Source organism: Stenotrophomonas sp. TWI1151, from assembly GCF_039673135.1.
GTDB lineage: Bacteria > Pseudomonadota > Gammaproteobacteria > Xanthomonadales > Xanthomonadaceae > Stenotrophomonas.
In genome coordinates this window covers 836766-862441 of sequence record NZ_JBDJLA010000001.1, presented here as the reverse complement: position 1 = coordinate 862441, position 25676 = coordinate 836766, and the positions used below count along the sequence as shown (strand labels likewise).

The following is a 25676-nucleotide window of genomic DNA, read 5'->3' as shown; positions in this document are numbered from 1 at the left end:
TGGTTGTAGTTTTGGCCTTGCCAGAAGCGTTGGTCGGTCAGCAGCATTGCATTAGGGCACTTTTCGATAAAGGGGACTTTCTTATGCAACAACTGGACAACTACCTGCGAGCGCCTCAGCCGGGCTACGCTGTGCTGATTTCCGGGGACTGGGGCGTTGGGAAGTCTTACCAATGGGAACGCTACGCCTTGCGACTGTCAGAGCGTTCGCCGATCACCATTTCTGCGGCGGGGCTTGAGACGCTGGAGGATCTCGAACGGACTTTGCTCCAGGCATCAATAACCCTAGCAGTCCCCGGTGTCGTTGCAGAAGTGGGATCTGTGCTCGGAAAAGCATTGCTTCGCGTGGCAAAAATTGAGCCAAAAGACATTACTTGGCGCGCGGAGCTGACCCGTGAAAAGACTGTGGTCTGCATCGACGATATCGAACGTTTTGCAGGTTCCTTCAGCATCATCTTCGGCTTTGTCGTCAATCTCATTGACCGCAGTGGTGTTCATTGTGTCCTCATCGCTGACGAAGCTCGCGCCGGAGAGAGGTTTGATGATTTCGGGAAGTATAAGGAGCGAATTGTTGGCGCTACCATCCATGTGGATCCTAATCTTCCGGAGTTTTGTGAACTGACCATTAATGGCTTCTCGGACGACAGGTCGCGTCAGGTTCTTGAAGGAGGAGTCGAGCAGATTACTAGCCTCATCGAGAGTGCTCGCGTCACCAACTTGCGAACAGTCAGGACGGTGATCGGCGAGATGAAAAGATTGGCCGAAGCGCTTCCGCAGGACTCAATAGATCAATTTTTCAAGAGTTCCCTGCCAAGCGCAGTGTTCTTCTGGACAGTTGCCCTTGCCCGTGATGCCAATGGACGCGAGTTGGTCAGGAAGGTCTTCTCGACCGATCAGGTGGGCATCATGCTTGCCCTTCACGACGTGATGAAGGAGAAGGGGCAGGCCACGGAAGATGAGACATCCTCCCTCTCATCCACGCTGGAGCAACTTGGACTAAGCGCGGCTGTCCACAGTTGGCCCGCGTCGCAAGAGTTCATCGATCACATGCGTGGATCGGCGGCCGTCGACTACCAAATTATCGCAGCTCAGTTTGGGCTGCTCCCCGAGGTTCGGCCTTATGATCCCCTCACGATCATCGGAGATTACGCCTCTGCTACCGATGAAGAAGTGCAGGCGGCCATCAGTTGCGCCCAGTCCGAACTGGTAACGGGTGGTCAGAATGGACAAGCGGTCAAGCTGTCTCGGATCTTCAGCATCTATAGAAGCCTCTATTTCCTCAGCTTTAAAGGGGTGTTCGTCGAGACCCAAGAAGAGTGGACTCAAAACGTGCTGCGCCAGCTGGATTTTTATCTCGACGCACCTGATCTCATCGATTGCGACGGTTATGAAGTTTGGCCGGCCGACTACAGTGCCGAAGAAAAGGAAGTAATCGCTAAGTGTGACGAGATCGTCGAGGTCGCCCGACAGCATGCAAAGGGAGTGGCGAGCACGGGTGCACTTTCCTGGATTCTCAGCGGGAAAGGCGTGGCACCCGATACAGACACCACGCCTGTGTTCAGTTCTGCACCGCCACCGGAGGACTTCCTAATAAAGCTTCGAGAAAACGGCATAGCGGCCGTCATCCGTTTGACTAAAGCTTTTCGGAAGCGGCTCAATGTCATCAATTCGCCTGATTACGTGGGTGGGGACAGGGACTACGCCCAGCAGCTCATGATCTGCATCGAGCGGGGCGTTCCCTCCAAGCGCCCAATGACGTTGCTTGATGCGGAACTCAGGCAAGCGATGACCTACCTTCGCTCCTTCGTTCAAAAAGTTGATAGCTATAAGCGCTAATCCGCATGGCCTCCCCGGGCTCCGGAGAATGCCTGAGCACTAGCACGTTGCCTTCCCTGGCACTGGTGCTCAATCGGGCTCGCGCGGTCACGTAACTCTAGTCTATCGAGCAAGGGCTCATTCGATGAGAAAATCGCTGGGCGACTTGCCCTTCTGGACCAGCGCAGCAAGCCACCTCGGTTGGCGGCCTCGGCCGGACCAGGTTTCGCTAGGGTTGGCCGGATTGCGGTATTTAGGGGCCACCTTACTGCCGGCCGTCTTCGCGGGCTTGCGGCCGGTCCGCTTCTTGGATGTATCGGAAGAGGCCGTTGAAACCGATCCGTAAAGCTCCTCAATCGTGTAACCGTGGTCTTTGACGTATTGGTTGATCTTGGCTCGCATGGCCGCAGCCTTGGGTCGGGTTAGCACCTTGGTTTGCTGCTTTTCTGCCTGAGCGATCAGGGTCTTGAGTTCTTTGGCCGACAGGCCGCTGACATCGACGGTCATCTTTTTTTGATCCGAGCGTTGAGGTCTTTAGCGTAATTCCAAATGGGATTCGATGCGAACGCTCCCTGACGAGCCCTGGCCGACCTTCAGGACTTGGTTGGGGCCTGGGCAACACCTTTTGGCCTCATGGATAGAACTTGCTCCGATCGCCCAATTGTTCCGCAAACTGCCCACGCTGGTAACGTGGCAGTTCCACGTTGGGCTGATATAGCTCCAGGGCACTGATCTGCTTGCTCCGGGTGACCTGTGGTTTCTTGTGGAGGTAGTGCTTGCGCAACACCTGGACCCGATCCCGGGGATCGGTGCTGTGGCCGGTGACCAGCGCAATCTCCTTCTCCGGAACATCGTTCACATCGAGCTCGGTCGCCAGAGTGTGGCGGAAGGCATGGAACCCGATCCCTTTGGCGAACCCAAGGCTCTTCAGGTAGCGGCCGAAATCCACCACGAATTGCTGACTGTAACGGGCGTTGGTCTCTCCGGTCTTCCGGTTCACGCCGGCAGACAGGAGGGGGAACAGCCGCGGGTGGCCAGTGGCCTTCATGTCTTCGACGAACTCGATGAAACCGGCGTCCAAAAGGGGCTTGGCGATGGGGACGATGCGCATGCACCCAGCTCCCTTCATGCTTTGCCGGCTCCGCCGTTGGCGCTTCGGATCAGCGGCGAGATCCTCATCGATGGTCTTTTGGAAGGCGATGCACCAGACGCCGCGCTCCTGGAGGATGTCGGTCAGCTTCAGCTGGCAGACCTCGTTGACCCGAGCGCCCGTGAAAAGGCCAATCATAGGGGCCCACCAATACTGCGGCTTCTTCGCCCAGGGGATGAAGGTGGCCGGGTCGAAGATGGCCTGCAGGTCCCCGTCTTCGAACAGGCGGATGGCTTTGTCGGGATCGATGGTGTGATCTTCTTTGGGTTTGCGGAACGCCTTCATGGGCGAGGACGCGATGGCTTGCCCGTTGACTAGGTGGTTGAAGAAAGCGACCAGGAAGCGGCGGTGGCGCTCTTCGGTGGCCCGAGCCAAGGGTGCCACGTCCTGCGCTTGGCCCAAGGCGATCGCGTCCTTGTAGCTGAGGCGCTTCAATCGGGGATCAGACAGCAGGTTCCTCGGGGTCCAGCGCAGCAGTTGCCACAATGCTTGGATGTGCTTGTAATCCACGCGGCAGGCCGAAATGTTGCCGCAGGTCAGCAGGAGAAGCTTCAGGGTGCGTTCGGTGGCGTGCACTGTCTTGGGATCCAGCTGCCGGCGACGCATGTCCGCGAGATGATCATCGATCTCTTTGGCCAAGGGACGCGCTGGTGTCCCCATCGGCAGTTGCTGGGGATACCGGGTGCCGCTTCTCAGGGTGTTCTTGCGGCCGGTCTCGTCCAAGGCAGCCAGGATGCATTCCTGGAGATTGATAGCCGCCTCGCGACCTTGGATGGTGGCTCTGTCGATGCGGAAGCGACCGATATGGACGCCTTCCAAATGAAGGGTGCCGAAGGGCGATGCGATGTAGTCGGTGAGTGCTGCGGAGGGGAGAGCGGTCATTGGTTCACTTCCATCTGGGGGATGGAAGTACGGATAAAACAGGCCGCAAATTCGTCAACCGGGTTAATACAAAAATTTGCACGCCGCGTAACCACCCTAGGCGTTGCATTGCTGACGAGGTCGCTTCTCGGAAACGACTGAATCCGTTATCAGTGCGAAACCCTATAGAACAAGGGGTTTTCTCGAAATTTACTTCGATTTATCGCAGTCAATTCCGTACTGTTTGCACAATATTGACTAACAAGTAAGGGGCTTGGATGGCTGATTTTATATTAACACACGTTAAATGGGTGGTGGAGCTGTTAGGTTATCAGTTATTCGCTTTGGTCGGAACTTGCATCGCCATCCGGGAAGTTCTTCTTCCTCAGTTCCTCGATCGCCCTCCTATCTCTGTCTCTCTCGCCTTGCCGATCGTCGCTCGAGAAGCTATCCACTTTCAACCTGACCGATCCGCGCAAAACTGGGCTAAGTCGCTCGTCAATGTGCTTGAGCGAACTTGCGAGCTGGATCAGCGGGTCGTTGCCGAGGCGGCTAACGCCTGAATGGTCGTTCATGCTCAACGTGTAGATGTTGGATTGAATTTCACTCGCATTCGCTGCTTTGCGCCACGTGATCTCAAGCTGATAGACATTCCCCTTGAGGTGCGCGAACTCGCAGAGATAGCTCGACAAGCCCTGCCCGGGCTTTAGGACACTGAGGCGCTGGAGAGGGATTGCGTCGCCCGAACGCGGCTCTCCGTTTGTAAGTGGAGGGTCGAAGTGGATCGCGATGTCGTAGGCAGTAGCGTTGCCCGTGTTGTCCACGTTGAGGTCAAAGTGAGTGAGGGACCAACGGTTGGGCACAAGGGTCGCTACAACATGGGGCTGAGCGGACGCCTCTGCCATGCGCTTGGTTTCAACGGCTAGGACACGGGTAACCCTGAAGAGAAAGTAGGTGGCGACAGCAGTGAGCACAGTGGCCAGCGCTCCGGTCCCCGCTACCAAGAAACTAATCACCTGATCGGTATTCATACTGTCCTTTTGCTCAGGCCCCTAAGGGCGAGGTTATGGGGCTGCCGGCGGCGTCTAGCTAGCGGGCCTCACAGTAGCGAGAACTCCCAACATCGACTTCGCTGCCTGTCGCTTTTCCACCTCTTCTCCAACCTTCTCCTTCCCATAACCCCAAGCGGCGCCGGCAATGGCCGCTGCTGGGACGGCGGCAGCGATAAGAGGGGCTAGGCTGGGAAGTAGGGTGGCCGTTGCTGCAGCGCTCGCACCTATGAGACCCCCAGCCACGGCTGCGGCCTTCTTCGGGGCATATTTGCGCTCGATCTCCGCCAGGACCTTCTTCTGTCTTTGAACTAGGGAGCTCAAACCATGGCTGACTTCTCTAACCATTGCGTCGGTCTCAATGGGACCGGCCGTCGCCAGCTGACTGGTGTATTTATTAAGCTCCTCTCGGAACCAGCGGTGCTCATTGTTGACGAGTAGGTTGGCAAGCGTTGCAACCGGGATGTTGGCCAGCCATGAAAGGCTATCGTCCTGAATTGACCTGAGGGTCTGAAAAGCCTGCTCAGATAGAATGTCTTTCGACCGGAGTTCCATTGCACTGGCCAAGGAAATCTTTTCGAAGTAGTGCCAATGAACCGGTTGAGACAGCAAGGGCTGAGCTCCCATTTCACTGGCATTTTCCAGTAGGTGATATTGGGGGCGCAGTCGCTCCAAAACTCCGTAGGTGAGCAATACGCCCGTGGGCAGCCGCTTCAGTTCTTCCAGATAGTCAGTTGCCCTGACGCCTTCAAGCTCTTGGAGGTATCGACTGGCGGCTTCGGTAGGCGGCAGAATAATGTTGGGCCGAGCCCCGGGCGCAACAAAGAGACCGGAGGGCATCAATGCTGCTAGGAACGCGTCTTCATGGTGCAGGGCATAGTCGAACACACCCTCGATGGAAGAGACTTCTCCGTTGCACAAGGGGCCGAGTAGCCTTACGGCCAGCTGTTCGATACCAAGTTTGGTGTGCGCATCCCGTTCCTCAAGCTGTTCTTCGAAGCTCGGGAAGACGAAGACGGGGGGCACCGGCAACTCAGCTTCAACCAAGGGGCGCAGACGAAGGACATAGAAGAGCTGGATGGCGAGCTGTAGATGGACAGCGTTAAGGCTCAGGTTTGATCCTATGAAGGGATAGATGGGATCGGGGATGAGCTGGGTGTCAGCGTAAAGACCCGTGATCCGGACGGCATTCAGAGCGGATGGTCCGAATGTCCTCTGGCCTCCGGTCACGAGCCTCATTCCACCCAGGGTCTTGGCATGTCGGAAGGTCTCTACCGCATGCTTCTGATAGAACTCTTCTAGCTCTTCAATGGCGCGATTGACAGAAGAGCCAAATAGACTCGGTTGATCCTGGATGCGCGACAGGATGAGTGGCTTTATTTCCTTCTCGTCATCGATGAGGCCGTGCGCGCGACCCGTGATGCCGCTGAAGAGATTGTTGAACAGCTGGAAAAGCTCAGCCTGTAACTCTGAAGCAGGTTTTGGGCTTGCAGCGGGGCTATCTTCCGGTGAAGGCTGCCGGTCCATTGCGGTGGCAGCAGCGAACGACTTCGCCATCATGACTGTCTCTCTAGACAAGCCTGTCGGGTCCACTAAGCCGAGGGCAGTCAACGGCGCCGACGTAAGCTCATCTGCAATGCGTTGGAGGTGTGGAGGAAGATGCAGTCGTCCCTCCAATATCGCTTTGCGAGCCAGTAGGAGTCCATGAGCAGTTGACGAGTCCTTTTCATCCGCGCGATTCATGAAGTTTTCCAGGTCGATTGTCGGTGCTTGATGGAGAACGCCCGCCATAAGCATGCCACTCGACCAGAGTGATCCACAAGACAGGATGGCGGTATGCCTGGTGCTACTCTTGCGAGCCGCCGAGACGCTCAATGCCCCGTGATCGGGCAGCAGCGCTTAGCGCTTGGTTTTTCCTATTCGTAATGTGCTCTAACAACGCCCCAAGGAGCTCTGCATCGTCGAGTTCGTTGGCACCAGCCAAGAAGATCAAATCGGCTACCCGCTTGCGTCGCTTTGCTTCCTCTCTCCTCGCCGTTTCCCTAGCTTTTGATTGAAGGCGCTGGTTGGCTAGGAGCTCTCTCGCTTGCAGCTGAGCCAATCGTTCCGTGGCTCGGTGGATTTGGTCTCGGTAGTGATTTGTTGCGGCCATGTGCTTCTCCTGGAATGGCCCTCGAGTCAAACATGCAAACGGGCATCGTCAAGTTCTGGGCGGTCTCGAACATTTACTCGGCGTAGGAGTGTCGCAATGTTGAAGCGCCCGACAATAGAGAGAAGAGCAAGAGTGCACCTAGGCGTTCCTGCGGAACGCGTGCGCAAAGGGCTTCGCCCCTTGAACCCCAATCGCTTTCAGCGCTTGCGAAAATCCAATACCACGGCATAAACAAAGCCACATCCACTGCTTTGGAGCCGCATGGCCATCTACCACGCCAACGTCAAAACTTTCAGTCGAGCCAAAGGCCACTCGTCCATTGCCGCTGCCGCTTACCGCGCTGGGCTTCTTCTCGAAGACACGCGCACCGGGCAACGTCACGACTACCGCCGGCGAGACGGCGTGGTCGAAACACGCTGCATCATCCCTGAGCATTCGCCCGATTGGGCCTTGGTGCCTGCCGCACTCTGGACGGAAGCAGAGGCGGCGGAGCGTCGCAAGGACTCTACTATCGCGAGGGAGTTCGAGTTCGCGCTGCCCCACGAGCTTGACGATGACCAGCGATCGTCCCTCGCTCTCGCAGTGGCGCGGGCATTGGTGGACCGCTACGGCTTTGCCGCACAAGCCAGCATCCACAGTCCTGGCAGCAAAGGAGGCATGAATTGGCATGTCCACATCCTTACAACAACCCGCCGGCTTGGCCCTGACGGCTTCCTGGACAAAACCCGAGAGCTCGACGGGGGACCTGCGGGCCGGGCCGAGGTCGAGTGGATCCGGGAACTGGTGGCCGCGACGACGAATGCGCATCTGGAAGCTGCGAACTTGGACGTTCGCGTGGATCACCGCAGTCTGAAGGCCCAGGCAGACGACGCGCTGGCACGCGGCGACCTCGTGGCCGCTGCGGTGCTATCGAGGGCTCCCACGCGACACTTGGGGAAGGACGCGTCTGCCATCGAACGCCGAGGGGAGCACTCAGAGCTAGGGGAGAGGAACAGGTCCATTCAAAAGGCCAACGGGGATGCCTTGGATGAACTGCTAGCAACGTTTGAACAGGAAGGCCGGGCCATGCAGGTTCCAGAGGGGCACGATGAAGCGCGGGCCCAACAGGAGGCGAAGCGATCGAGCATCAATCAGTCGCTTGCCTTCTCCGATGGCCAGATCGTCGTCTCAAAGGGATTGGGTAAAGCCATTGACCAGAGGCGCTTAGACGGCAGCGACGAGGATGTGACAAGCGAAGGCCCGTCTGTTGAGGCAATTCGGATTGAGCTGGTCCGCCAAGGTGAACTGCTCAGGGATCAATTGGTCGTCCATGCGCTCCATTCCACGCTGAGGTTGGTCAATGCACTGGCGAGCGGAGAAGTGGTTCCCGAAGAGTGCAAGGAGCATCGTTCTGCGCTCAACGGGCTGCTAATCGGCTTGAAGAGGTTCGCCGCAGCGTTGGTCCGTTTCCCGAAGCGCCTTAAGGCTGTGCGTCGTTCAATCCGGTTGCGCCACATAGCCGAGCAGGCGTGGGACGACTTCGTGGCGAACCACCCGGAGCCCGGTGTGTCTTGGACGGCTCGTGAGTGGGCCAGACGCCGCGGCCGCCGGTTGGCAGCTCTGGAGCAGCGGTCTGCTGAGTTGGCCGCAGCCCAAGCTGCCGCAACCCCGGAGCAAGAGGCGATCGTGGCCGAAGAGCTGCGGTCACGGGCTGAGTGCCTGGAAGCTGCGAGCCGGGCGGTCTTGGCGCGTTGCTCTGGTCCCGCCGAGCCAGCAACAGAAGCGTTGCAGACTATCCAGGAGGCGACGGTCGCGGTCCACGCGCCCCAGCTGGGCCTGCGCCTGCGGCGCCCCCGGTTGCACTAAACGCAATGAGCCCCGCTTAGCGGGGCTCCTCTCGTTTCAGGTGGCATCCTTCAGTGAACAGAAGGCCCCGAGTGCCGCGACACCGAAGGTGAGGTGCTCTTCTTGGCGCGATTGCGCCGCCACTCCTCTGTGGGGATGAACGTGCGGTCTACCACGGCTTCACGTGTGCGCGTTTGGGGGACCGGCGTTGGGGGTGTGAACTTGGCACCCCGTGGCTGGTCCTCCTCCCACTGTCGAATCAGTTCGGCGGACACGTCCAAGGCATGCCTCACGTCTTCGACGCGATCGCTCAATTGGCGAGAGGCTCTCCGGGACATGAGTCCGATAAGCAGTTGGCTGGCGATTTGGAACTGTGGGTGGGACAGCATAGTTGGTCCTCTTAGCGTTGATGGTGCAATCATCAAAGCGTGGATCGCCTCAAAAGCAAGGGTAGAGACCGAGGCCCTACTCACAGAAATGAATCTTAGTTTCTTCATGCAATCGGTAACTCCTGCGAAAGCTTAGGAATATGCGAAGAGGGGCGAGTCTGCACTCTGCTGTCAGCGACGGCCGTAGTCTGGATCTCCCCACGCTCCGAAAGCGCTGAGGACTGCCATTTCAGGGAGGAGCTGAGAGAGGGGGAAGGCCAGATTTGCCTACCATGATCGGTCTCCAGAAGGCTATCCGGCACCGCGTCTTCCGTTTGGCTGCCGCGTCCTGACCTGGATGTCGGAGTGTCTGGGCACATGGGCGAGATCTAGCGCGATTCGGTCTCTTGTCCCCTGAGTGGAGGGGCTGTCGGAATTGTTAGGTTGATTTTCTGAGTAATCGCAAATATGTTAAGCATGTGTGAGTGCAGGGGGCGCCCATGTCCACGGAAAGCGATTCAGGTCAATCGGGTTTACACTCAGCTGAGGCATCTGCGCTGGGCTTCTATTACCAATCGTTGTTTGCTCTAAAGACATTGCTCGAGTTGGACTCGGACAATGCCGCTGTAGCTATCGAGCGACTGGACGATGTAGAGGTAGTTGCGGATAAGCAGACGCTGCTTCTTCAGTTGAAGCACTCGTTGAGCGCCACACCTGCCCCAATCACCCTGGCTTCACGAGCGCTTTGGAAGACGCTCAAGGCGTGGATCGATACGCTGCCGAAGCTATCCATTGCGGAAACAGTTCTGCATCTTGTCGCAGTTGGGCATGTCCCAGCAGGAAGCCCTCTCCTAGCACTTTTACAGGAAGGATCTGACCGGGAGGAGCTCATCGACGCGCTGGTCGCCGAGGCCACTCGTGTTGTTGAAAAGCGTGCAGAAGCTAAGGCTGCGAAGAAGGATTTGCCATACGCTGACCGTGCTGACGGGTGTGAGGCCCTCTTAAATCTGCCCGCGCTTGGTCGCGAAGCGCTAGTGAGAAGGATAAGAATTCACCCTAATTCGCCCAATATCGCGCTGATTGAGAGTGAAATTGCTAAGAGTTTGAAGTTGTTGCCATCCGAGCAGCGGGCGCTCGTGGCGTCCAGGCTCGTCGCATGGTGGGACAGAGAAGTCATTTATTCGCTGTGCGGTCAGCGCGATAGAGCCATTGCCAAGTTGGAAGTCCAAGCTCAAATCTCGTCGATCATCGGGGAGATTGAGTCTGGTTTGCTTCATGCAGACTTCTCAGGAGCCAAGCCTCCGCCTTCGCACGAGCCTGATTCGATGCTTCTTCGACAGATCCGCCTTGTGTGCGGCAGTAAGACAGACGAGAACAAGGCGACCGTGGAAGAATGGCGTGCCCGCGCTCAACGCTCCAAGTGGGTTGAGGATAATCCCGCTATGGCTTCCACTATCAATCGACACGATGAACACCTTTGCGAAGAGTGGTCGAATCGACACGAACAAATGACTGAGGACTGTCAGTTTTCTGGTGAGTCTGAAAAATGCACAAAAGGCTTGGCCTTGCTGCGTTGGACGCATGAGGATGCCCCGGGAGCCGTTGAGGCAATTGCGGCAAAGTGGAGCGCTGTGTTCTACGTGAGGGGCAGCTACCAGGTGCTAGCGGTGGATAAGAGGGTAGGGTGGCATCCAGACTACATCCACCGTCTGGAGGATGACGTGTGAGAGGCACTTATGACGTGTTCGCTGAGTCGAATCCCGCATTCTGTGCCTATGCATTGAATCGGTTTATCGAAGCTTTTGAATCTTTCAATGCCGATGGGCCAGAACTTCCCCTTTGTTACCTCGCACTTCCCATCGCGTTATCAGGTGACTTGTCTCAGACATTTGAAGGGACAAACAAAAATACTGGCCTGCTCGAGTGGTTGACGAGGCGGCCCGAGGTGCAGATTGAATTGGTTGATCGACTAAACGGATCAATCGCAGTCGTTACGGAAGCGGTCCGTTTCAGTTGTTTCATGAAGGTTCTGACTTTGCAAGATGGGCGATTGAAGTTAGGTCCAAAGAAGCTAAAAAAAAGCGCTGTAAATGGACTGAGCGCAGGGCCTGCTTCGGTGATCAGGAGTTCAGAGCGACTTGGCTACTGGTTCGCAATGGCAGGTTCGGCACGGACGACATTTGATATGATGGGGCTTACTGTATGAAGCGCTGGAATGTGCTTGACATCTTCTTCCTGGGCGTCGAAGGTCAGCGCCGCATAGTGACTCTAAAGCCGGACCAAGTGAACATCATTACGGGTGCTTCTGGGACCGGAAAGTCGGCTCTTATCAAGGCCATCGATTACTGCCTAGGATCCAGCAAGTGCGAACTGCCGGCGCATGTGCGTCGCAGAGCGCTCGCGGTAGGCGTGCGATGGGCAAAGGGTGATGAGCAAATCATCGTCGGACGAATCATTCCGCCGGTTGGACAACAAACCAGCGGAAGGATGTTTGTTTCCAAAGGGCGAGATTTGGAAATTCCCTCGAGCGTAGATCGCTTTGAGGGCAGTAGCACGGTCTCCGCAGCTAAGGCTTTTTTAGAGCGAGCTTTTGGCATCGGCGACACAGATAGTCCGGCTACTGATTTTGTGTCGAAGGGGCGCGCGAGTGTTCGTCAAGTCACGCCCTATCTTTTCCTAACCAAAGAGGTCATCGACAGCGAGACGGTGTTGCTCCACGGCTTGGAAAAACTGGAGAAAGCTAAAGACATTGTTGCAACCTTGCCTTACTTTCTGCGAGCAACCGACGAGGAGAGCATTCTCGCGGAGCGTCGTTTGCGTCAGTTGCAAAGAGGTCTGGAGATTGCAGAGGCAAGGGAGCAGGCGAAGGCATCCTCCGATAGCTTAATGATGAATCGTGCGCTCGGACTACTAACAGAGGCTAGACAGATTGGACTCGTGCGCGCCGGTGCGTCCTTCTCCGAAGAGCAGGAGGTCTTGCAAGCCCTGCGGGAAATTCTGAGCGGGCGTATGATCGAAGGAGAGCAGCCTTCCGACGACGAGCTTTCCGTGCTGCACGCATCTCGTCGTCAAGTTCTTGCACAGCTAGAAGTTGTGAGAAGAAGATCCAGAGCGACCAAGTCGGCGATCAGAGAGTCTTCCGGCTACCAGGGGGCGGTGAAGCAGCAACATGAGAAGTTAATGCTTGTTGATCACTTAAAGTTGAGCGATGTTTCACATGTCTGCCCAGTGTGTGATAGCCCGTCGGATCGAGGTCGGGAAGTGGCAGCTGCATTGCAATCAGCTTTGTTCAAGGTGCGCAATGAGAGCATGGTTGCCGACCGTGTCAAGCCTCAGTTGCTTGAGGTCGATACTGAGTTGGATAGCGAAGCGCAGCGCTTAAACAATGAGCTTCGGCGCATAGATAGCCGCATTGAAGGTTGGCTAGGTCAAAGTGAAAGAGCGCGCGAGCTCACCAGCCTGGCGCAGCTTCACAGCCATCTAAAGGGGCGAATCTCTTACTTTGTCGAGAATATTGTTGATGAGTCGCCAAGGTTGGGGGTGGACTTAGAGGCTTTAAGAGCAGAGATTGATGAGCTTGAGGCACTTGCGAACAGGGACGCTAGGAACGTTCGACTGCAGATCGCGGAACGCAAGGTATCCGGGTTTGCATCAGAAGCGCTAAAACAGTTGCCTACCGTCGCCCCGTGTGTTGGAGCTGAACTAGAGTTTCTATCGCGAGGTCCAGATGTAGTGATGATCGAGGGTGGTAGCAACGCGGTCCTCCGTATGCCTGATGTGGGATCTGATCAGAATTACTTGGCTATTCACATCGCACTGTGCTTCGCTCTTCATCGCTACTTTGAACTGGTAAATTCACCCGTGCCGGGATTGTTAGTTCTGGATCAGGTTAGCCGCCCCTATTTCCCTGCCAAAGGTGATGATTATGACGTCAGTGAAATCGGGGCTGGCGTAGAAGATGAGGATACTCAGGCGATGAGGCAGCATATCGATTTCCTTTTTCGAGAGACGAAACTCCGCAGCGGTCTCCAAGTGCTCCTGATCGAGCATGCCTATTTTGCTGATGACGCGAGGTATAGGGAGGCTACTCGGGAGCGTTGGACCAGGAAGTCAAAGGAGGCGCTGATCCCTCTCGATTGGCCTGTGCGCAAGGATGCCTGACAGCCCTGGCAGAAGGTGTCCTGTTCAGGCACTGGATGTGGGGATACTTGACCAGCTATGATCAAGGAAACTTCGAAAGGAAACCTGCCCGGCAGGCTTTCTGCAACGGTTTGAAGGGGTTGGGTCGAAGGTGATCCGATCCCACTCTCTCCGCCAATGTTCGAACACAGGGCTTGCGCTGCCCCCTACGGAGAGGCCAAGGCGCGACCCCGCCGAGTCGCGCCAGGCGAGTGCCCCATGACGCGCTTATACGCCCGACTGAAAGCAGCCTGCGACGCGTAGCCAAGACGCTCTGCCACTACCTCGATGGATAGATTCTGTTGGCTCAACCATTGACTCGCCAATTGCATGCGAAGCTCAGTCACGTATCGCAGAGGCGCGGTCCCAATGACGCTCTGGAACCGGTCTGCAAAGACCGAACGCGAGATGTTCGATTCCGCAGCCAGTGCTTCGACAGTCCAGTCACGCCCAGGGTCTCTGTGCAGGGCAAGCAACGACAGCGACAGACGAGGGTCGCGCATGGCCACGACTAGGCCCGAAGTTCCGTCGCAACCGCGCTCGACCCAGTCACGGACGATCATGGCGGCGACTGCATCCGCGAGGCGGGCGAGTATTCCTGCATAGCCAATGCGTCCGGAGCACACCTCGCGCTTCATCGCGTCGACCATCGGCAACAGCCCGGTGAACGGAGTGGCGTTGCCATCGGCCAGCATCACCGCCGGCATCACCTTGCTCAACCCTTGCATGCCACCCAGATCGAACACCATGCATCCGTGGAAGAGCACAGCGCTTGGCACGGCATGGGTGCTCGGGCATGTGTCTATCCCGCTCACCGCGTCGCCTAGTGGGGCGGCGTATATCGTTTCCAGACACTGGACGGGATGGTCCTCGCCCGACAGCAACGCGTGGCCGTCTCCGCGGGGAAGCAGCACGACATCCCCGGCGGAGAGAAGGTATTGGCTGCCGTCCGCGCCACGAAGAATCGCATTGCCCACGGCCAGGTAATGGAAGTAGGCATGGCCTGGCTTCTGTGCAAATTCAAGCCCAAAGGTCGGCCCGGTCTGAATGCGTCGGTATTGAACGCCATGCAGCCGCATGCCGGTCAGCAGCTCGCTGATCAGGTCGGAGGACTGGGACAGGTGTGGAGCGTGGCTCACTGAGGCGGCCCGGGGTTTCGATCAAAAATACAGGTTGGACAATCATAGATCATCCTGACCTGGCTCCCTAGACTCTCGGCTGCACCAATGCACTGGGATCTGTGATGAGCAATAACGTAGTTGATGCCGCGAACACGCCTGATTCGTTGGCGAGGGGGAGCGGGGAGCCGTCCTCATCGGCATGGGTGGCCGTGTTTTCGCTGGCCATGGGGGTCTTTGGGCTGCTCACGGCGGAATATCTGCCTGCCAGCCTGTTGACGCCGATGGCGGCGGATCTGGGGGTGTCGGAGGCGCTGGCCGGTCAAGCCGTGACGGTCACCGCTGTAGTCGCCCTGTTCGCTGGCCTGCTTGTGCCTCGGCTGACCCGTTCGATCGACAGGCGCCTGGTGCTGTTGAGTTTCACGGCTCTGATGATCCTCTCCAACGCCCTGGTGGCGTTGTCGTCCAGCATGGCGGTCCTGCTGGTGATGCGCGTCCTGCTGGGCATCGCGCTGGGCGGTTTCTGGAGCATGGCAGCTGCCGTGGCCATGCGGTTGGTGCCGCCACAGCGCGTGCCTCGCGCGCTTTCCATCATCTTCAGCGGCATTGCGGTCGGCACGGTGGTGTCGGTTCCTTTGGGGAGCTACCTCGGCGGGCTGCTGGGCTGGCGCAGCGCCTTCTGGGCCGCGACGGCGGTGGGTGGACTCACGTTTGCGTTCCAGTGGTTCACGCTGCCCCGAATGGCACCGCGCAAGGCGGCGCTCCCGGAGTCGGTGGTGGGCCTATTGCGCCGGCCAGGCATTGCGGTCGGAATGCTGGGCTGCGTTCTGGCGCACACCGGTCAGTACTCGCTCTTTACTTACATCCGCCCTACGTTGGAGAGCCTGGGGCAGATGAGCGCTGATGGCCTGGCGCTGATTCTGCTCGGATTCGGTGTGGCGAACTTTGTCGGCACACTCCTGGCCGGCTGGCTCATGGAGCGCAGCTTGAAAGTCACGTTGGTGATCATGCCCGCTTTGGTCGGCGTCGCCGCGCTAGGCATGGTGCTGTTGCCGGTGGGCGTTGGCGGGCTTTCGATGCTGGTCGCGCTCTGGGGCCTGGCCTTCGGTGGCGTGCCTGTTGCCTGGTCGAGCTGGGTCGCGCGCGCAGTGCCCGATCAGGCCGAGAGTGCCGGCGGGATGGTGGTCGCTGCGGTGCAGTCCTCCATCGCAGCGGGCGCCGCCTTGGGCGGTCTGGTGTTTGGGCTGGGGGGCATCGTTGCCGTCCTCACCGTTGCTGCGGCAGTAATGCTGCTCGCCAGCCTGCTCATTGCGTTGAGGGTCAGGGTGAGCCCGCCGACGTTGTCGGCAGGTCAGGCGTTTCATATTTAGCCGACAGTCGACCACTTCCGCTAGAGTGTCGCACCCCGTTGAACTGGCGCTCGCACCCGAGCATGCGCTTAGAGGATGTCGTTGTTGATGGTGTTGAAAGGTCTGTCGGTTTTGCTTTTGGTTGTTGCTTCAGTTCCTGGTGCGGCAGCAGAGCTGGTCGGCCGCGCGACGGTCACGGACGGGGACACCCTTATCGTGGCGAAGCAGCGCATTCGCCTGTGGGGCATCGATGCGCCGGAAAGCGCCCAGCAATGCACCACCAACGACGGACGTGCTTGGCCCTGTGGCCGACGGTCCGCTGCTGCGCTGGACGGCTATGTGCTGGACAAGACGGTTCGTTGCCAGCCCAAGGACACGGACCGCTACGGTCGGGTGGTGGCGGAGTGCTTTGTACAGGGGCAGTCGGTCAATCAGCGGATGGTGCGCGCCGGTTGGGCGGTCGCGTATCGCCAATACGCGACGGCATTCATCGCAGACGAAGCCGACGCGCGCCAGCACCAGCGGAACCTCTGGCAGGGGACGTTCCAGATGCCAGCTGACTATCGTCGCAGCAAACGTGAGCAGACGGCACGACAAGCCCCGGTGGCCGCGCAGCCGGCGCCGGGCGGATGCCGCATCAAGGGCAACATCTCCCGCGAAGGCAGGAAGATCTACCACGTGCCCGGCCAGCGGGACTACGCGCGCACGAGCATCGACCTGGGCCACGGCGAGCGCATGTTCTGCAGCGCGTCGGATGCACTGCGAGCGGGGTGGCAGCCGGCGAAGCGCTGAGCGTCTCAAACCCTCCCATACAGGCGGCGACGCAGCGCGCCCGCCGCTGCCGCGATTACCATCGCCGGCAAGGCCAGGACCAGGGCATATACCAGCCCGGCCAGCAGCAACGGTCCAACGCCGGACATCACGGCCACCACCGGCACCTGCAGCGCCACGAGCAACAGTCCCCATAGCCACGCCTTCCGGGGGAAACAGGCGCCTAGCACTGCAGCGATGCCCAGTGCGATGGGATAGACGACGGTCCAGAACGCAGGCGCGTCCCAAGGCTCACCGCCGGGCGTCCGCCAGGCCACCAGCACCCAAAACACCACGCCGACCTTCAGCGTGACAGCACTGGCTGCAAGAAGATTTCCCGTCATCCGCATCGTTGCTCTCCTGCACGAACATCCAGCATGCCATTGTTCGATGGGCGAGCGCGTCTACTTCATTGCCTCCAGCGGCACCAGCGACGCCCACACCAGCAGCAGGGCCAGCCACAGCCAGCGCCAGCGACCCATGCCGTGCCACGCCGCGCGCCAGGGGCCGGGTAGCTTTTCATGACTCATGTCTGCCGCCTTTTAGCCGCTGATCGCAGCGAATCCACTGTGCGAAGTCCGTAGAGATACACGCCGGTGAAGCACAGGCCGGTCAACAGCGTGCCGGCCAGCAACCACAGCAGTCGGATGGACCAACCGCCGAAGCTGCCGAAGTGCAGGGGGTCAGCCATTTCGGCGATGCGCTGGTGGATCCCCAGCGCACGGCCGTCATGCATGCCGATCACGTGCCCGGTGCGCAGGTCCACGGCGATATTGTTCGCCCGTTCCCGCACCAGCCAGGCGTCGGCCTCCCCCATGAACAGGATGCTCCCGCCATCGCGTGCGGGGATGGCGCCGAGGATGTCGAGGGGGGGCCATTGCTGGCGGACGGTCTGCACAGCGGCGTCGACGGCGGCCGGGTCGACCGCGGCAGCGCGGTCATCGCCCTTGGCCAGCCGCATGGTCGGCGCGGCCGGTGCATCGCCGCCGAGGGATTCGATCAGATACCACGCCCCGGTCAACCCGATCAGCAGCAGAAACCAGAGTGACCACACCCCGGCCAACCGATGCACATCCCCCCACAGGCGGCGCGGTCTCGAGGCGTCAGGCCGTTTGAAGAAACCGCGCCACCACTTCTTGTAGATGTACAGGCTGCTCAACAGCGACAACAGCAACGGGATGGACAGCGCCGCCACCAGTGGCACGCCCCAGGCCACCGGCAGCATCAGGTGGCGGTGGGTGTTGCGCAGCAGCCGCTGCGTATTGAACCAACCGGTGTCGCCGGTCACCTGCGCCGTGTAGGGATTGATCCAGACAAAGCGTCGCTTGCCATCGGGCAGGCGCATCTGCGCGCGCGCCGCGAACAGGCGCGTGTGGCCGGCGGAGATGCCTTCCAGCTCCCAGTCCGGATGTGCCGCCTGCGCGGCATGGATGACCGGCCCCCAGCCGGCGTGCTCACCACCATCGGCGGCGCGCATGGGGGCGTGCAGCAGCCAGTCGATCTCCTGCGAGAACACCGCCAGCGTGCCGGTGAGGCAGACAAAGCCCATGAAAAGGCAGAGCTTGAGGCCGAGCCAGCTGTGCAGGTCGAACCACAGGCGGCGCCCACTCCCGCTGCGCGCAGGGCGGTCAGGATGCGCTGGCGTAGGCTGGCGCATGGGCAGGCTCAGAAGGCGTACGCCGCTTGCACGTATACGCGGCGTGGCTCACCCGGGAAGTGGCCGGTGCGCTCGGTGAAGCCACTGGCGGCATAGACCTTGTCGAACAGGTTTTTGACGTTGGCCTGGAACTGCCACTGCTGCCACTGCGTCTTCCAGCTCATGTCGAACACGGTGTACGGCTTGACCCGTTGGCCATCCAGGCTGACGCGCTCATCCACGTAATCGGCGCCGAAGCCGATGGCGGAGTTGATCGCCGGCAGGTCGTAGCGCGTCCACAGGCCGAGCTTGTTCTGCGGCGCATTGGCGAAGCGATCACCCGAAGCATTGGTGATGCCGTTGCTGCCGGCATCCTTCACCCGCGCATCGTTGTAGGCGTAGGTCAGGTTGAGCACCCAGCGGTCGGTGACATCGGCCAGCAGATCCAGCTCCATGCCCGTACTGCGCACCAGGCCCAGGGAGGCCAGCTGGTTGACGCCGTCCACGATCTCGCCGGTGGCCTGCACGATATTGCTGCGGTCGATCCGGTACGCGGCCAGGTTCAGGGTGACGCGCTCGGCCAGCAGGGATTTCAACCCGACTTCCCATTGTCTGCTGCGCTCTGCATCGAACGGGCCGCCCGCTTCGGCGCTCTGGTTGGCCGCGCTCTGGGGCATGAAACCGCTGGCGATGTTGGCGTAGACATTGACGCCTTCCCGCACGGTGTACGTGCTGCCCAGCCGCCAGCTGATGTCGTTGCCATCCACGGCGGTGCCGGCAATGCGGTCATCGTCCTTGAAGCCATCCCAACGCAGTCCGGCCAGCACATGCCAGCGCGGGGTCAGCGTCAGTTCGTCCTGCAGGTAGCCGCCATAGCGCTTGCTGCGCGTGCTCGTGCTGCGCCAGGGCAGGGCGGCCAGGGTGTAGTCGCGCCACGAACTTGCGCCATACACCGGGTTGAACAGGTCGATGCCCGGCACCGGGCCGGCACCCCGCGCCAGATCCGCGCTGTTGGCCGTCTGCGCGGTGAAGTCGGCATCCTGCTGGTACACATCGGCACCGAACAGCACCTTGTGCTCGATGCTGCCGGTGCTGACGCGCCACACGGCGTTGCCGTTGGCGGTAAATGCATCGTTGTCGCGGATCTGGTTGCGCAGCTGGCGGGTCATCCATTCGGGCACGCCGTCGCGGTTTCGGTCGATCAGCCCCATCGGCTCGTGGTAGATCTGATGCTCGTTGTTCTCGAACCAGCGCGCACCCACATCAACGTCCAAATTAGCGCTGGGTGAGAAGCGGTACTGCGCCAGCGCAACCTTGGCGCGCATGTCGAGAAAATCGGTGGCTTCGTTATGGTTCCAACGACGGTCGGTCAGAAAACTGCCGTTGTCGTCCACCGGCACGCCACGCAGGCGGTTGCCGCCCAGGTTCTGGGTGATGTCGGTGAACTGCAGGGTCAACTCGCCGGTGTCGCCCACGTCGAAGGCCAGCGACGCATCACCGATCACGCTTTCGCTGTCCGCGTTCCAGCGCACACCCTGTTCGGTGTCGCCATACAGCCCGGCGCGGTAACGCACGCTGCCCGCGGTGTTCAGCGGCCCGGTGGCCTCGATCGACGCCGCCCGGAAATCGTTGTTGCCGGCCTGCAGTTCGATACGGCGCTCGGGTGTGGCTTTGGGCTTGCGCGTCACGTAGTTGATGACGCCGCCAGCGTCACCGCCGCCGTACAGGGCGCCGGCCGGTCCCTTCAGGACTTCCACACGCTCGATGTTGAACAGCTGCGGCACCGAAAAGCCGGCATAGGGGTCGCCGCGCAGGCCGTCATACAGCACGTTTTCCTGGCGGAAGCCGCGCAGGGTCACGCCGGCATAGCTGAAGAAACTGATGCCGCTGATGCTGCGGTACAGGTCGGTGATCTGGCGGGCCGCCTGGTCTTCAATCAGCTCACGCGGCACCACCTGGATGGACTGCGGCACCAGCGCCAACGGCGTATCCGTCCGCGTGCCCACCGTGGCGTCGTCCACCCGGTAAAGCGTCTGGGCGCGACCGAGCACCTGCACGGCGTCCAGCTGGCGCACATCGGGCGAGGAGGGGGAGGAGGGCGGGGCCGCATGGGCCGACGCGCAGGCCAAGGTCAGGGCCAGGCCCAGGGCAGAGAGACGAAGCGATGGGCGGGTCATCGGGCGCGGGGAGGGGGTAGGTGCGAATGAGAAATATTAACATGTAGGGAGGTGTAGTGACGGTTGCTCGGCACCGCCGCTGATCCTGCGGCAGCCTACCTGACCTGCTTGCCGTACATCTCCGACAGCATCGCCTTGTAAGCGTCCAACGGCTGCAACCCAACCGCCCTCCGCCGTGCATCCAAGGTTGTCAGATCCTCGGTAGGCCGAAGCTCCAAGACCCCATGCCCGGCGTCAGCGAACTGGGTCCCGTAGCGCTGCGGCTTCCCCTGCGCCAGCAACACCCGATCGGTCAGCAGTGCCATGTCCGCAGGGTCGGCATCACCCGCCTCGCTGGCCTTCTGCATCAATGCCAACGCCTGCGCCTGGTGAGCGTCGCCGCGCGGGTCGCAGGGTAAGAGCGTATCGACCTTGAACGCATCGCAGTTCTTCCATGAAGGGCGTACAGGAAACGTAGCCGCTACCCTGCCAGAGAATTCAAGCCCTCGTCCCGCCGCTTGGGTCATGCGTCCGGTTGCATGAGGTCTGGTTCACGCGAGCCAAAGCGGTTCGATCCCGGCGTAGGGGGAAGCAGCATCAACGGGAAGAACACGAACACGCCCAACGGCACGAGGACGAGGAGCGCCAGCCAACCGGACTCGTCGATATCGTGAAGCCGCCGGATCGTGACGGCGATCAGGGGAATCACGAGCACAGGGGCCAGCAGCGCCGCCAGCACCATGCCCGTGATGACCCATCCGGCACTGTAGGTCCACATCATCATGGCGTAGCAACCGCCAAGCACGCCGAAGGCAAGCAGCGCGAACGCCCAGAATTCCCTGCGGCTGGCGCGGCCGGAGAACGTGCTGTAGCGCCTCATCGGGAGAAGTGCCAGTGCAATGCCGCGGGTTACGCCCGGCCAGCGGAGAGGTGTCGTAGAGAAGATCGATGTCATGCGGGCTTCATCCAAATGGCCTGTTGGCGACACGGCATTGCGCAGATACGTGCTGTCGCTTGCCTTCGGGACGGGTTGTGCGACGCCCGAGGCGGTGCTTGTTCGGTTGTATAGCATGGCGAATTCCAGTGCCTGCTGAACTGCCCTGCGGCGATAGAGGCACCTCGGTGTCCGGCTCGATAGCGCGCTGTGATGCAGGGGCTCACACGCTGTACGCGCGACGTTGATCCCGCCTCACGCACTCTGGCGCATTCGTCACTCTGCGAGCTCGCAGGACAGCGCCATGGCCGATCTGCGTCTTGATCGTTTTGATGTGGTCATCATCGGCGGCAGCTACGCCGGCATGTCCGCAGCGCTGCAGCTGGTCCGCGCCCGGCGCAACGTGCTGATCATCGACGGGGGAAAGCCGCGCAACCGGAATGCGCGCGTCGCCCATGGCTTCCTCGGCAGGGAAGGCCTGCCGCCGGCAGACATCGCCTCCCAGGCCCGCGACGAGCTGCTGCGCTATCCCACCCTGAGGTGGCTCACCGGTACTGCGGTGTCGGCGCAGGCGATCGATGACGGCGGAAGGTTCCAGGTCACGGTCGAAGACCGCCAGACATTCGTGGCGGATCGAGTGATCCTGGCCCACGGGGTGACCGACGACCTGCCCGACATCGACGGCATCGGCGAACGCTGGGGCCGGAGCGTTTTTCATTGCCCGTACTGCCACGGCTACGAGGTGTTCGAAGGGCGCATCGGGGTGATTGGCTGTGCGAAGGATGGCGGCGCGGCCCAGGCCCTGTTGCTCTGCGACTGGGGTCGGATCACGCTGTTCTGCAGCCAGGCATCCGCCAGGATCGATGCGGAGCAGCATGCACGGCTGGAGGCGTGCGGCGTCGTGATCGAGTCGGCCCAGGTGCAGCGCGTGGAGGACACCGCCACCGTGGTGCTCGCCGATGGGCGGCGGGTGGAGGTGGATGCGCTGTTCATCTCGCCGCACTCGCGGCTGTCTACGGATCTCGCCGAGCAGTTGGGCTGCGAATTGAAGGATGGCGGCTGCATCACCACCGATTCGGCCAAACAGACCACGGTGCCGGGCGTGTTTGCCTGCGGCGATGCGGCCCGGATGGCGGGCAGCATCGCGTTGGCAGTGGGCGAGGGCGCGCTGGCAGGTGTGGCGGTGCACCACTCGCTGATGGGGCTGCTGGAGTGACGCAGTCTTAATGTAACTAAGTGTGTTACATTAAGGTTCGCTGCAACCAAGGTGGTCCGGATGTCCTTCTCTGATCCTGATGCCGTCGCCCAGTACGCCGACAACCTGGTCCGTCAGGTGCCCGGCGTCCACGCGCTGCACCAGATGACCCACGTCCTGCTGGCCGAACACGTGCCACCGCAGGGGCGCGTATTGGTCCTGGGGGCGGGCGGTGGCATGGAGCTGAAGGCATTCGCGGAAGCGAGTCCCAGCTGGCGCTTCACCGGCGTGGATCCGTCCGCCGAGATGCTTGGATTGGCGAAGCGCGTGTTGGGAGTCGAACTGTCTGCCCGCGTGGAGATGATCGAAGGCTATATCGACAGCACGCCGGATACCGCGTTCGATGGTGCCACCTGCTTGCTGACGCTGCATTTCCTGTCAGCGGAAGACCGTCTCGAGACGCTGTGCGCACTAAGGCGCCGCCTCAAGCCAGGTGCACCGTTGATCATCGCGCACCACAGCGTGCCGAGCGGCCCGTTGGAGAAACACAGGTGCTTCCAGCGCTGGGCTGCGTTCGTAGCGGCGCGCGGTCTGGCGGGAGAGACGGCAGCTGCACGTGCCGATAGCATCGCCAACCGGCTGCCCACGTTGTCGCCGGAGCAAGAGGTCGCGATGCTGGAGGAGGCGGGATTCGAGCGGCCGGATTTGTTCTATGCCGCGCTGTCATTCAGAGGTTGGGTGGCGTACGCCGGCGATGCACACGGCTAACCTCCCACTGCTCTCTGCCCGAGGTGGGTCAGAGAGCGGTGGGGTCAAGACTCAGCGCCGAGCGTCGTCGCGCGCCTTGCCCACGTCGCTTTGGACTTCGCCAACACCCTTCTGGATCTTGCCTTCCACTTCTTTCGTCTTGTCGCCGGTGACCTTGCCCACGACTTCCTTTACGGTGCCCTTGACCTGGTTCTTGGCGCCTTCAGTGCGATTCTTGTCCATGGTTGACTCCACGATTGGTTAGAGAGAGGGCCCGTGTTGCTGGGCATCTCCACCCTGACGGCAGAGCGGTGGCGCGAAGGTGAAATTCGCCGCGGGCGCGGAATCCATTCAAGCGCCGGAAAGGTTGATGCTCACGTGCGCTGCACGTCACTCCTCCGCATCGCGTTCATCCCATCCATCGCCATCCCATGGCTGCGGTTCGGTGCTGGCTACGGTGGTATCCGGATCGACAGGCTCCAACAGGGTGTAATCGTCACGCGAAGGATCACGAAACGCGCGGCTGACCGGATAGGCTTCCAACGCCGGGGTGGAGGCGTGGGTACGCAATGCCGCAGGCGTCTGGAAGGCGCCACTCAACCAGTCCAGGGCGGTGGCCGGCGCGATGAAGATCGGCCCGTCCGGTGTGAGTGGGGAAGGGATCGCGCTGTTGGGGCCGGTCAATATGGTGAAGCTGTCCAGCTGCTGGCCGTCGTCGCTTTCCCAGTGCTCCCACAAGCCCGCTGCGAGCAGCGCGAGGCCATCCTTGCGCTGCACGAACAGGGGCCAGGGGGGCCGGCGCTCGCGATCCCATTTGTAGTAGCCGGTCATGGGCAACACGCACGGGCGCTGCGCCCAGGCCTGCGCGTAGATGCGGCTGCGTGGCGCGCGGTCAAGCCGTGCGGTCACCGTGGTATACGGCGTGGCCGGCTCCTTGGACCAACGCGGCACCAAGCCCCACACCATGTCGGCCACGGCGATGGAGCCGTCATGGTCGCGCGCGAGCACCGTGGCCACGCCCCCCTTGGCGATGTTGTAGTGGTCCGGCGCGGCCGCCAGCGTCCGCGCCAGCGCAGCAGGAAGGCCAGCGGGAAGTGACTCGCTATCAGCGATGGCTTGTGCGAAACGGCGCATGGCAGGTGAGCATCCAACGGCATCCGTGACGGTGTCGTGCGCACCGCCTGCGATGCTGCACGCGTTGCACGGGGGTCACGTGTCGGGATGGGGTTCCCCCAACGCTGCCCGCCGCGCCTGGAACACTTCCGGCGTCTGCGGCTTCACGAACAGCGCGACCAGCTCGGGGTACTCGGCTTTCACCGTCTTTTCAATCCGCGTGATGCAGGCCTCGATCTGTGGGGTGGTGCGATCGTCCTCGAACTCCGCACTCAGCATCGCGACCACCTGGTCCGGGCCCATCTGCATCGTGGTCACGCCATTGGCGCGGCGCAGGTCCGCATCGTGGGTGGCGACGGCCAGAATGCGTTTGGCGACACTCGGGTGCGCGGGCTCACCGACCAGCAGGCCCTTGGTCTCGCGGGCAAGCAGGAAGGCGGTGACCGCCAGCACGCCGGCGATGCACAGCGACGCCACGCCATCCAGGATCGGCATGTCCAGCAACTGCGCGGCAAGCAGGCCGACCAGCGCAAAAGCCAGGCCGAGCAGGGCGGCGCTGTCTTCCAGCAGCACGGTGAAGGTGGAGGGATCCTTGCTGCGGCGGAACGCCTCGAAGTAACCCATCGCCCCCTTGGTGGCGCGGAACTCGCGCAGCGCGATCCACCATGAGGTGCCTTCGAAGACAAAGGAGATGCCCAGCACCACGTAACTGATCAGGTGGTTGGTGGCCGGCTCGGGGTGGCGGATGTGCTGGATGCCTTCATAGGCCGATACACCGGCACCGGCTGCGAACACCAGCAGCGCCACGATGAAACTCCAGAAGTACAGCTCGCGCCCGTAGCCGAAGGGATGGAGCGTATCCGGCTTCTGCTCGGCACGGCGCAGGCCGTACAACAGCAGCAGCTCGTTGATGGTGTCCACCAGCGAGTGGACACCCTCGCTGAGCATCGCCGAGCTGCCGGAGATGCCGGCGGCGACAAACTTGGCGATGGCGATGGCCAGGTTGCCGGCAAGGGCGGCATAGATGACGAGACGGGAGCCGGTTGGCTTGGCCATGGCAGTCGTGGGGTGGGGAGGGTGCGCGCATCATCGCCAACGGTGCGTCCCGGGCGCGTGCACATCCCGCCAAACGCTGGCACCGGCTCCCGGCCTTGACATGGATTTGCCCCGCTTGGCTTACATTGCTTTCCGCCTTCCGGCTGGCCCCCGCTGCCTGCCGTT

Annotated in this window: 24 protein-coding genes; 9 read left to right on the top strand and 15 right to left on the bottom strand. The window is 60.8% G+C overall.

Translation table 11 applies throughout. The annotated features are described in order from the left end of the window. Positions 1 to 11 precede the first annotated feature (11 nt). On the top strand, positions 12 to 1835 hold the full coding sequence (locus ABE422_RS03785) for a P-loop NTPase fold protein (RefSeq protein WP_346482499.1): 1824 nt from the start codon (positions 12 to 14) through the stop codon (positions 1833 to 1835). A gap of 117 nt (positions 1836 to 1952) precedes the next feature. Here ABE422_RS03785 and ABE422_RS03780 read toward each other — a convergent pair whose 3' ends face one another. From ABE422_RS03780 to traD, 5 genes are all read right to left on the bottom strand, one after another. Beyond that, positions 1953 to 2321, bottom strand: a complete 369-nt coding sequence (locus ABE422_RS03780) for an H-NS histone family protein (RefSeq protein ID WP_346482498.1) — start codon at positions 2319 to 2321, stop codon at positions 1953 to 1955. Between the two features lie 124 nt (positions 2322 to 2445). Next, entirely contained in the window at positions 2446 to 3846 is a 1401-nt protein-coding gene (locus ABE422_RS03775; protein ID WP_346482497.1) for a site-specific integrase, read from the bottom strand. 314 nt (positions 3847 to 4160) lie between these two features. Next, positions 4161 to 4856, bottom strand: a complete 696-nt coding sequence (locus ABE422_RS03770; protein WP_346482496.1) for a hypothetical protein — start codon at positions 4854 to 4856, stop codon at positions 4161 to 4163. Between the two features lie 54 nt (positions 4857 to 4910). After that, on the bottom strand, positions 4911 to 6434 hold the full coding sequence (locus tag ABE422_RS03765) for a hypothetical protein (RefSeq protein ID WP_346482495.1): 1524 nt from the start codon (positions 6432 to 6434) through the stop codon (positions 4911 to 4913). Between the two features lie 286 nt (positions 6435 to 6720). Beyond that, the gene (gene traD / locus ABE422_RS03760) at positions 6721 to 7026 is read right to left on the bottom strand and encodes a conjugal transfer protein TraD (protein ID WP_080347497.1); all 306 of its coding nucleotides are present in this window, start codon (positions 7024 to 7026) and stop codon (positions 6721 to 6723) included. Positions 7027 to 7287: 261 nt separating this feature from the next. Here traD and mobQ point away from each other — a divergent pair, with 261 nt between their 5' ends. The 4 genes from mobQ (at position 7288) to ABE422_RS03740 (ending at position 13379) form a co-directional block, all read left to right on the top strand. Beyond that, positions 7288 to 8871 (top strand): MobQ family relaxase, encoded by a 1584-nt coding sequence (gene mobQ, locus ABE422_RS03755; protein WP_346482494.1) that lies wholly within the window; start codon positions 7288 to 7290, stop codon positions 8869 to 8871. A gap of 847 nt (positions 8872 to 9718) precedes the next feature. Beyond that, entirely contained in the window at positions 9719 to 10945 is a 1227-nt protein-coding gene (locus tag ABE422_RS03750; protein ID WP_346482493.1) for an ABC-three component system protein, read from the top strand. Continuing rightward, positions 10942 to 11424, top strand: coding sequence for a three component ABC system middle component (locus ABE422_RS03745; protein WP_080347496.1), 483 nt, complete (start codon positions 10942 to 10944; stop codon positions 11422 to 11424). The genes ABE422_RS03750 and ABE422_RS03745 overlap by 4 nt, the downstream gene beginning before the upstream one ends. Beyond that, on the top strand, positions 11421 to 13379 hold the full coding sequence (locus ABE422_RS03740; protein ID WP_049444353.1) for a DUF3732 domain-containing protein: 1959 nt from the start codon (positions 11421 to 11423) through the stop codon (positions 13377 to 13379). Before ABE422_RS03745 ends, ABE422_RS03740 begins: the two co-directional genes overlap by 4 nt. A gap of 185 nt (positions 13380 to 13564) precedes the next feature. Here ABE422_RS03740 and ABE422_RS03735 read toward each other — a convergent pair whose 3' ends face one another. Further along, complete coding sequence (locus tag ABE422_RS03735; protein WP_346482492.1) at positions 13565 to 14536, bottom strand: AraC family transcriptional regulator; 972 nt, start codon at positions 14534 to 14536, stop codon at positions 13565 to 13567. Between the two features lie 104 nt (positions 14537 to 14640). On the opposite strand from ABE422_RS03735, the gene ABE422_RS03730 reads away from it, so the two are divergent. Together ABE422_RS03730 and ABE422_RS03725 are read left to right on the top strand one after the other, a co-directional pair. Beyond that, positions 14641 to 15885, top strand: a complete 1245-nt coding sequence (locus ABE422_RS03730; protein WP_346482491.1) for an MFS transporter — start codon at positions 14641 to 14643, stop codon at positions 15883 to 15885. 75 nt (positions 15886 to 15960) lie between these two features. After that, positions 15961 to 16656: a thermonuclease family protein gene (locus ABE422_RS03725; RefSeq protein WP_346482490.1), complete on the top strand. Its 696-nt coding sequence runs from the start codon at positions 15961 to 15963 to the stop codon at positions 16654 to 16656. Positions 16657 to 16661: 5 nt separating this feature from the next. Here the strand turns inward: ABE422_RS03725 and ABE422_RS03720 are convergent, their stop codons facing one another. The 6 genes from ABE422_RS03720 to ABE422_RS03695 all read right to left on the bottom strand — a co-directional run bounded on the left by ABE422_RS03720 (position 16662) and on the right by ABE422_RS03695 (position 21538). Then, the gene (locus ABE422_RS03720) at positions 16662 to 17024 is read right to left on the bottom strand and encodes a hypothetical protein (RefSeq protein WP_346482489.1); all 363 of its coding nucleotides are present in this window, start codon (positions 17022 to 17024) and stop codon (positions 16662 to 16664) included. A gap of 54 nt (positions 17025 to 17078) precedes the next feature. Then, on the bottom strand, positions 17079 to 17204 hold the full coding sequence (locus tag ABE422_RS03715; protein WP_256774474.1) for a hypothetical protein: 126 nt from the start codon (positions 17202 to 17204) through the stop codon (positions 17079 to 17081). Next, positions 17201 to 18331: a PepSY-associated TM helix domain-containing protein gene (locus tag ABE422_RS03710; RefSeq protein WP_346482488.1), complete on the bottom strand. Its 1131-nt coding sequence runs from the start codon at positions 18329 to 18331 to the stop codon at positions 17201 to 17203. Before ABE422_RS03710 ends, ABE422_RS03715 begins: the two co-directional genes overlap by 4 nt. Positions 18332 to 18339: 8 nt before the next feature. After that, positions 18340 to 20487: a TonB-dependent siderophore receptor gene (locus ABE422_RS03705; RefSeq protein ID WP_346482487.1), complete on the bottom strand. Its 2148-nt coding sequence runs from the start codon at positions 20485 to 20487 to the stop codon at positions 18340 to 18342. A gap of 95 nt (positions 20488 to 20582) precedes the next feature. Next, positions 20583 to 20993, bottom strand: a complete 411-nt coding sequence (locus ABE422_RS03700) for a DUF6624 domain-containing protein (protein WP_346482486.1) — start codon at positions 20991 to 20993, stop codon at positions 20583 to 20585. Continuing rightward, the gene (locus ABE422_RS03695) at positions 20990 to 21538 is read right to left on the bottom strand and encodes a DUF805 domain-containing protein (RefSeq protein WP_346465934.1); all 549 of its coding nucleotides are present in this window, start codon (positions 21536 to 21538) and stop codon (positions 20990 to 20992) included. Before ABE422_RS03695 ends, ABE422_RS03700 begins: the two co-directional genes overlap by 4 nt. A 166-nt stretch (positions 21539 to 21704) precedes the next feature. Here ABE422_RS03695 and ABE422_RS03690 point away from each other — a divergent pair, with 166 nt between their 5' ends. Together ABE422_RS03690 and ABE422_RS03685 are read left to right on the top strand one after the other, a co-directional pair. Continuing rightward, entirely contained in the window at positions 21705 to 22616 is a 912-nt protein-coding gene (locus ABE422_RS03690; RefSeq protein WP_346482485.1) for an NAD(P)/FAD-dependent oxidoreductase, read from the top strand. Positions 22617 to 22676: 60 nt separating this feature from the next. Beyond that, positions 22677 to 23363 carry a class I SAM-dependent methyltransferase gene (locus tag ABE422_RS03685; RefSeq protein ID WP_346482484.1) on the top strand — a complete coding sequence of 229 codons (687 nt, stop codon included), beginning with the start codon at positions 22677 to 22679 and terminating at the stop codon, positions 23361 to 23363. Between the two features lie 51 nt (positions 23364 to 23414). Here the strand turns inward: ABE422_RS03685 and ABE422_RS03680 are convergent, their stop codons facing one another. The 3 genes from ABE422_RS03680 to ABE422_RS03670 form a co-directional block, all read right to left on the bottom strand. After that, positions 23415 to 23585 (bottom strand): CsbD family protein, encoded by a 171-nt coding sequence (locus tag ABE422_RS03680; RefSeq protein ID WP_019184192.1) that lies wholly within the window; start codon positions 23583 to 23585, stop codon positions 23415 to 23417. A 147-nt stretch (positions 23586 to 23732) separates the two neighbouring features. Continuing rightward, complete coding sequence (locus ABE422_RS03675) at positions 23733 to 24476, bottom strand: SOS response-associated peptidase family protein (protein WP_346482483.1); 744 nt, start codon at positions 24474 to 24476, stop codon at positions 23733 to 23735. A 75-nt stretch (positions 24477 to 24551) separates the two neighbouring features. Continuing rightward, positions 24552 to 25511 carry a cation diffusion facilitator family transporter gene (locus ABE422_RS03670; RefSeq protein ID WP_313212511.1) on the bottom strand — a complete coding sequence of 320 codons (960 nt, stop codon included), beginning with the start codon at positions 25509 to 25511 and terminating at the stop codon, positions 24552 to 24554. Between the last annotated feature and the right edge of the window lie 165 nt (positions 25512 to 25676).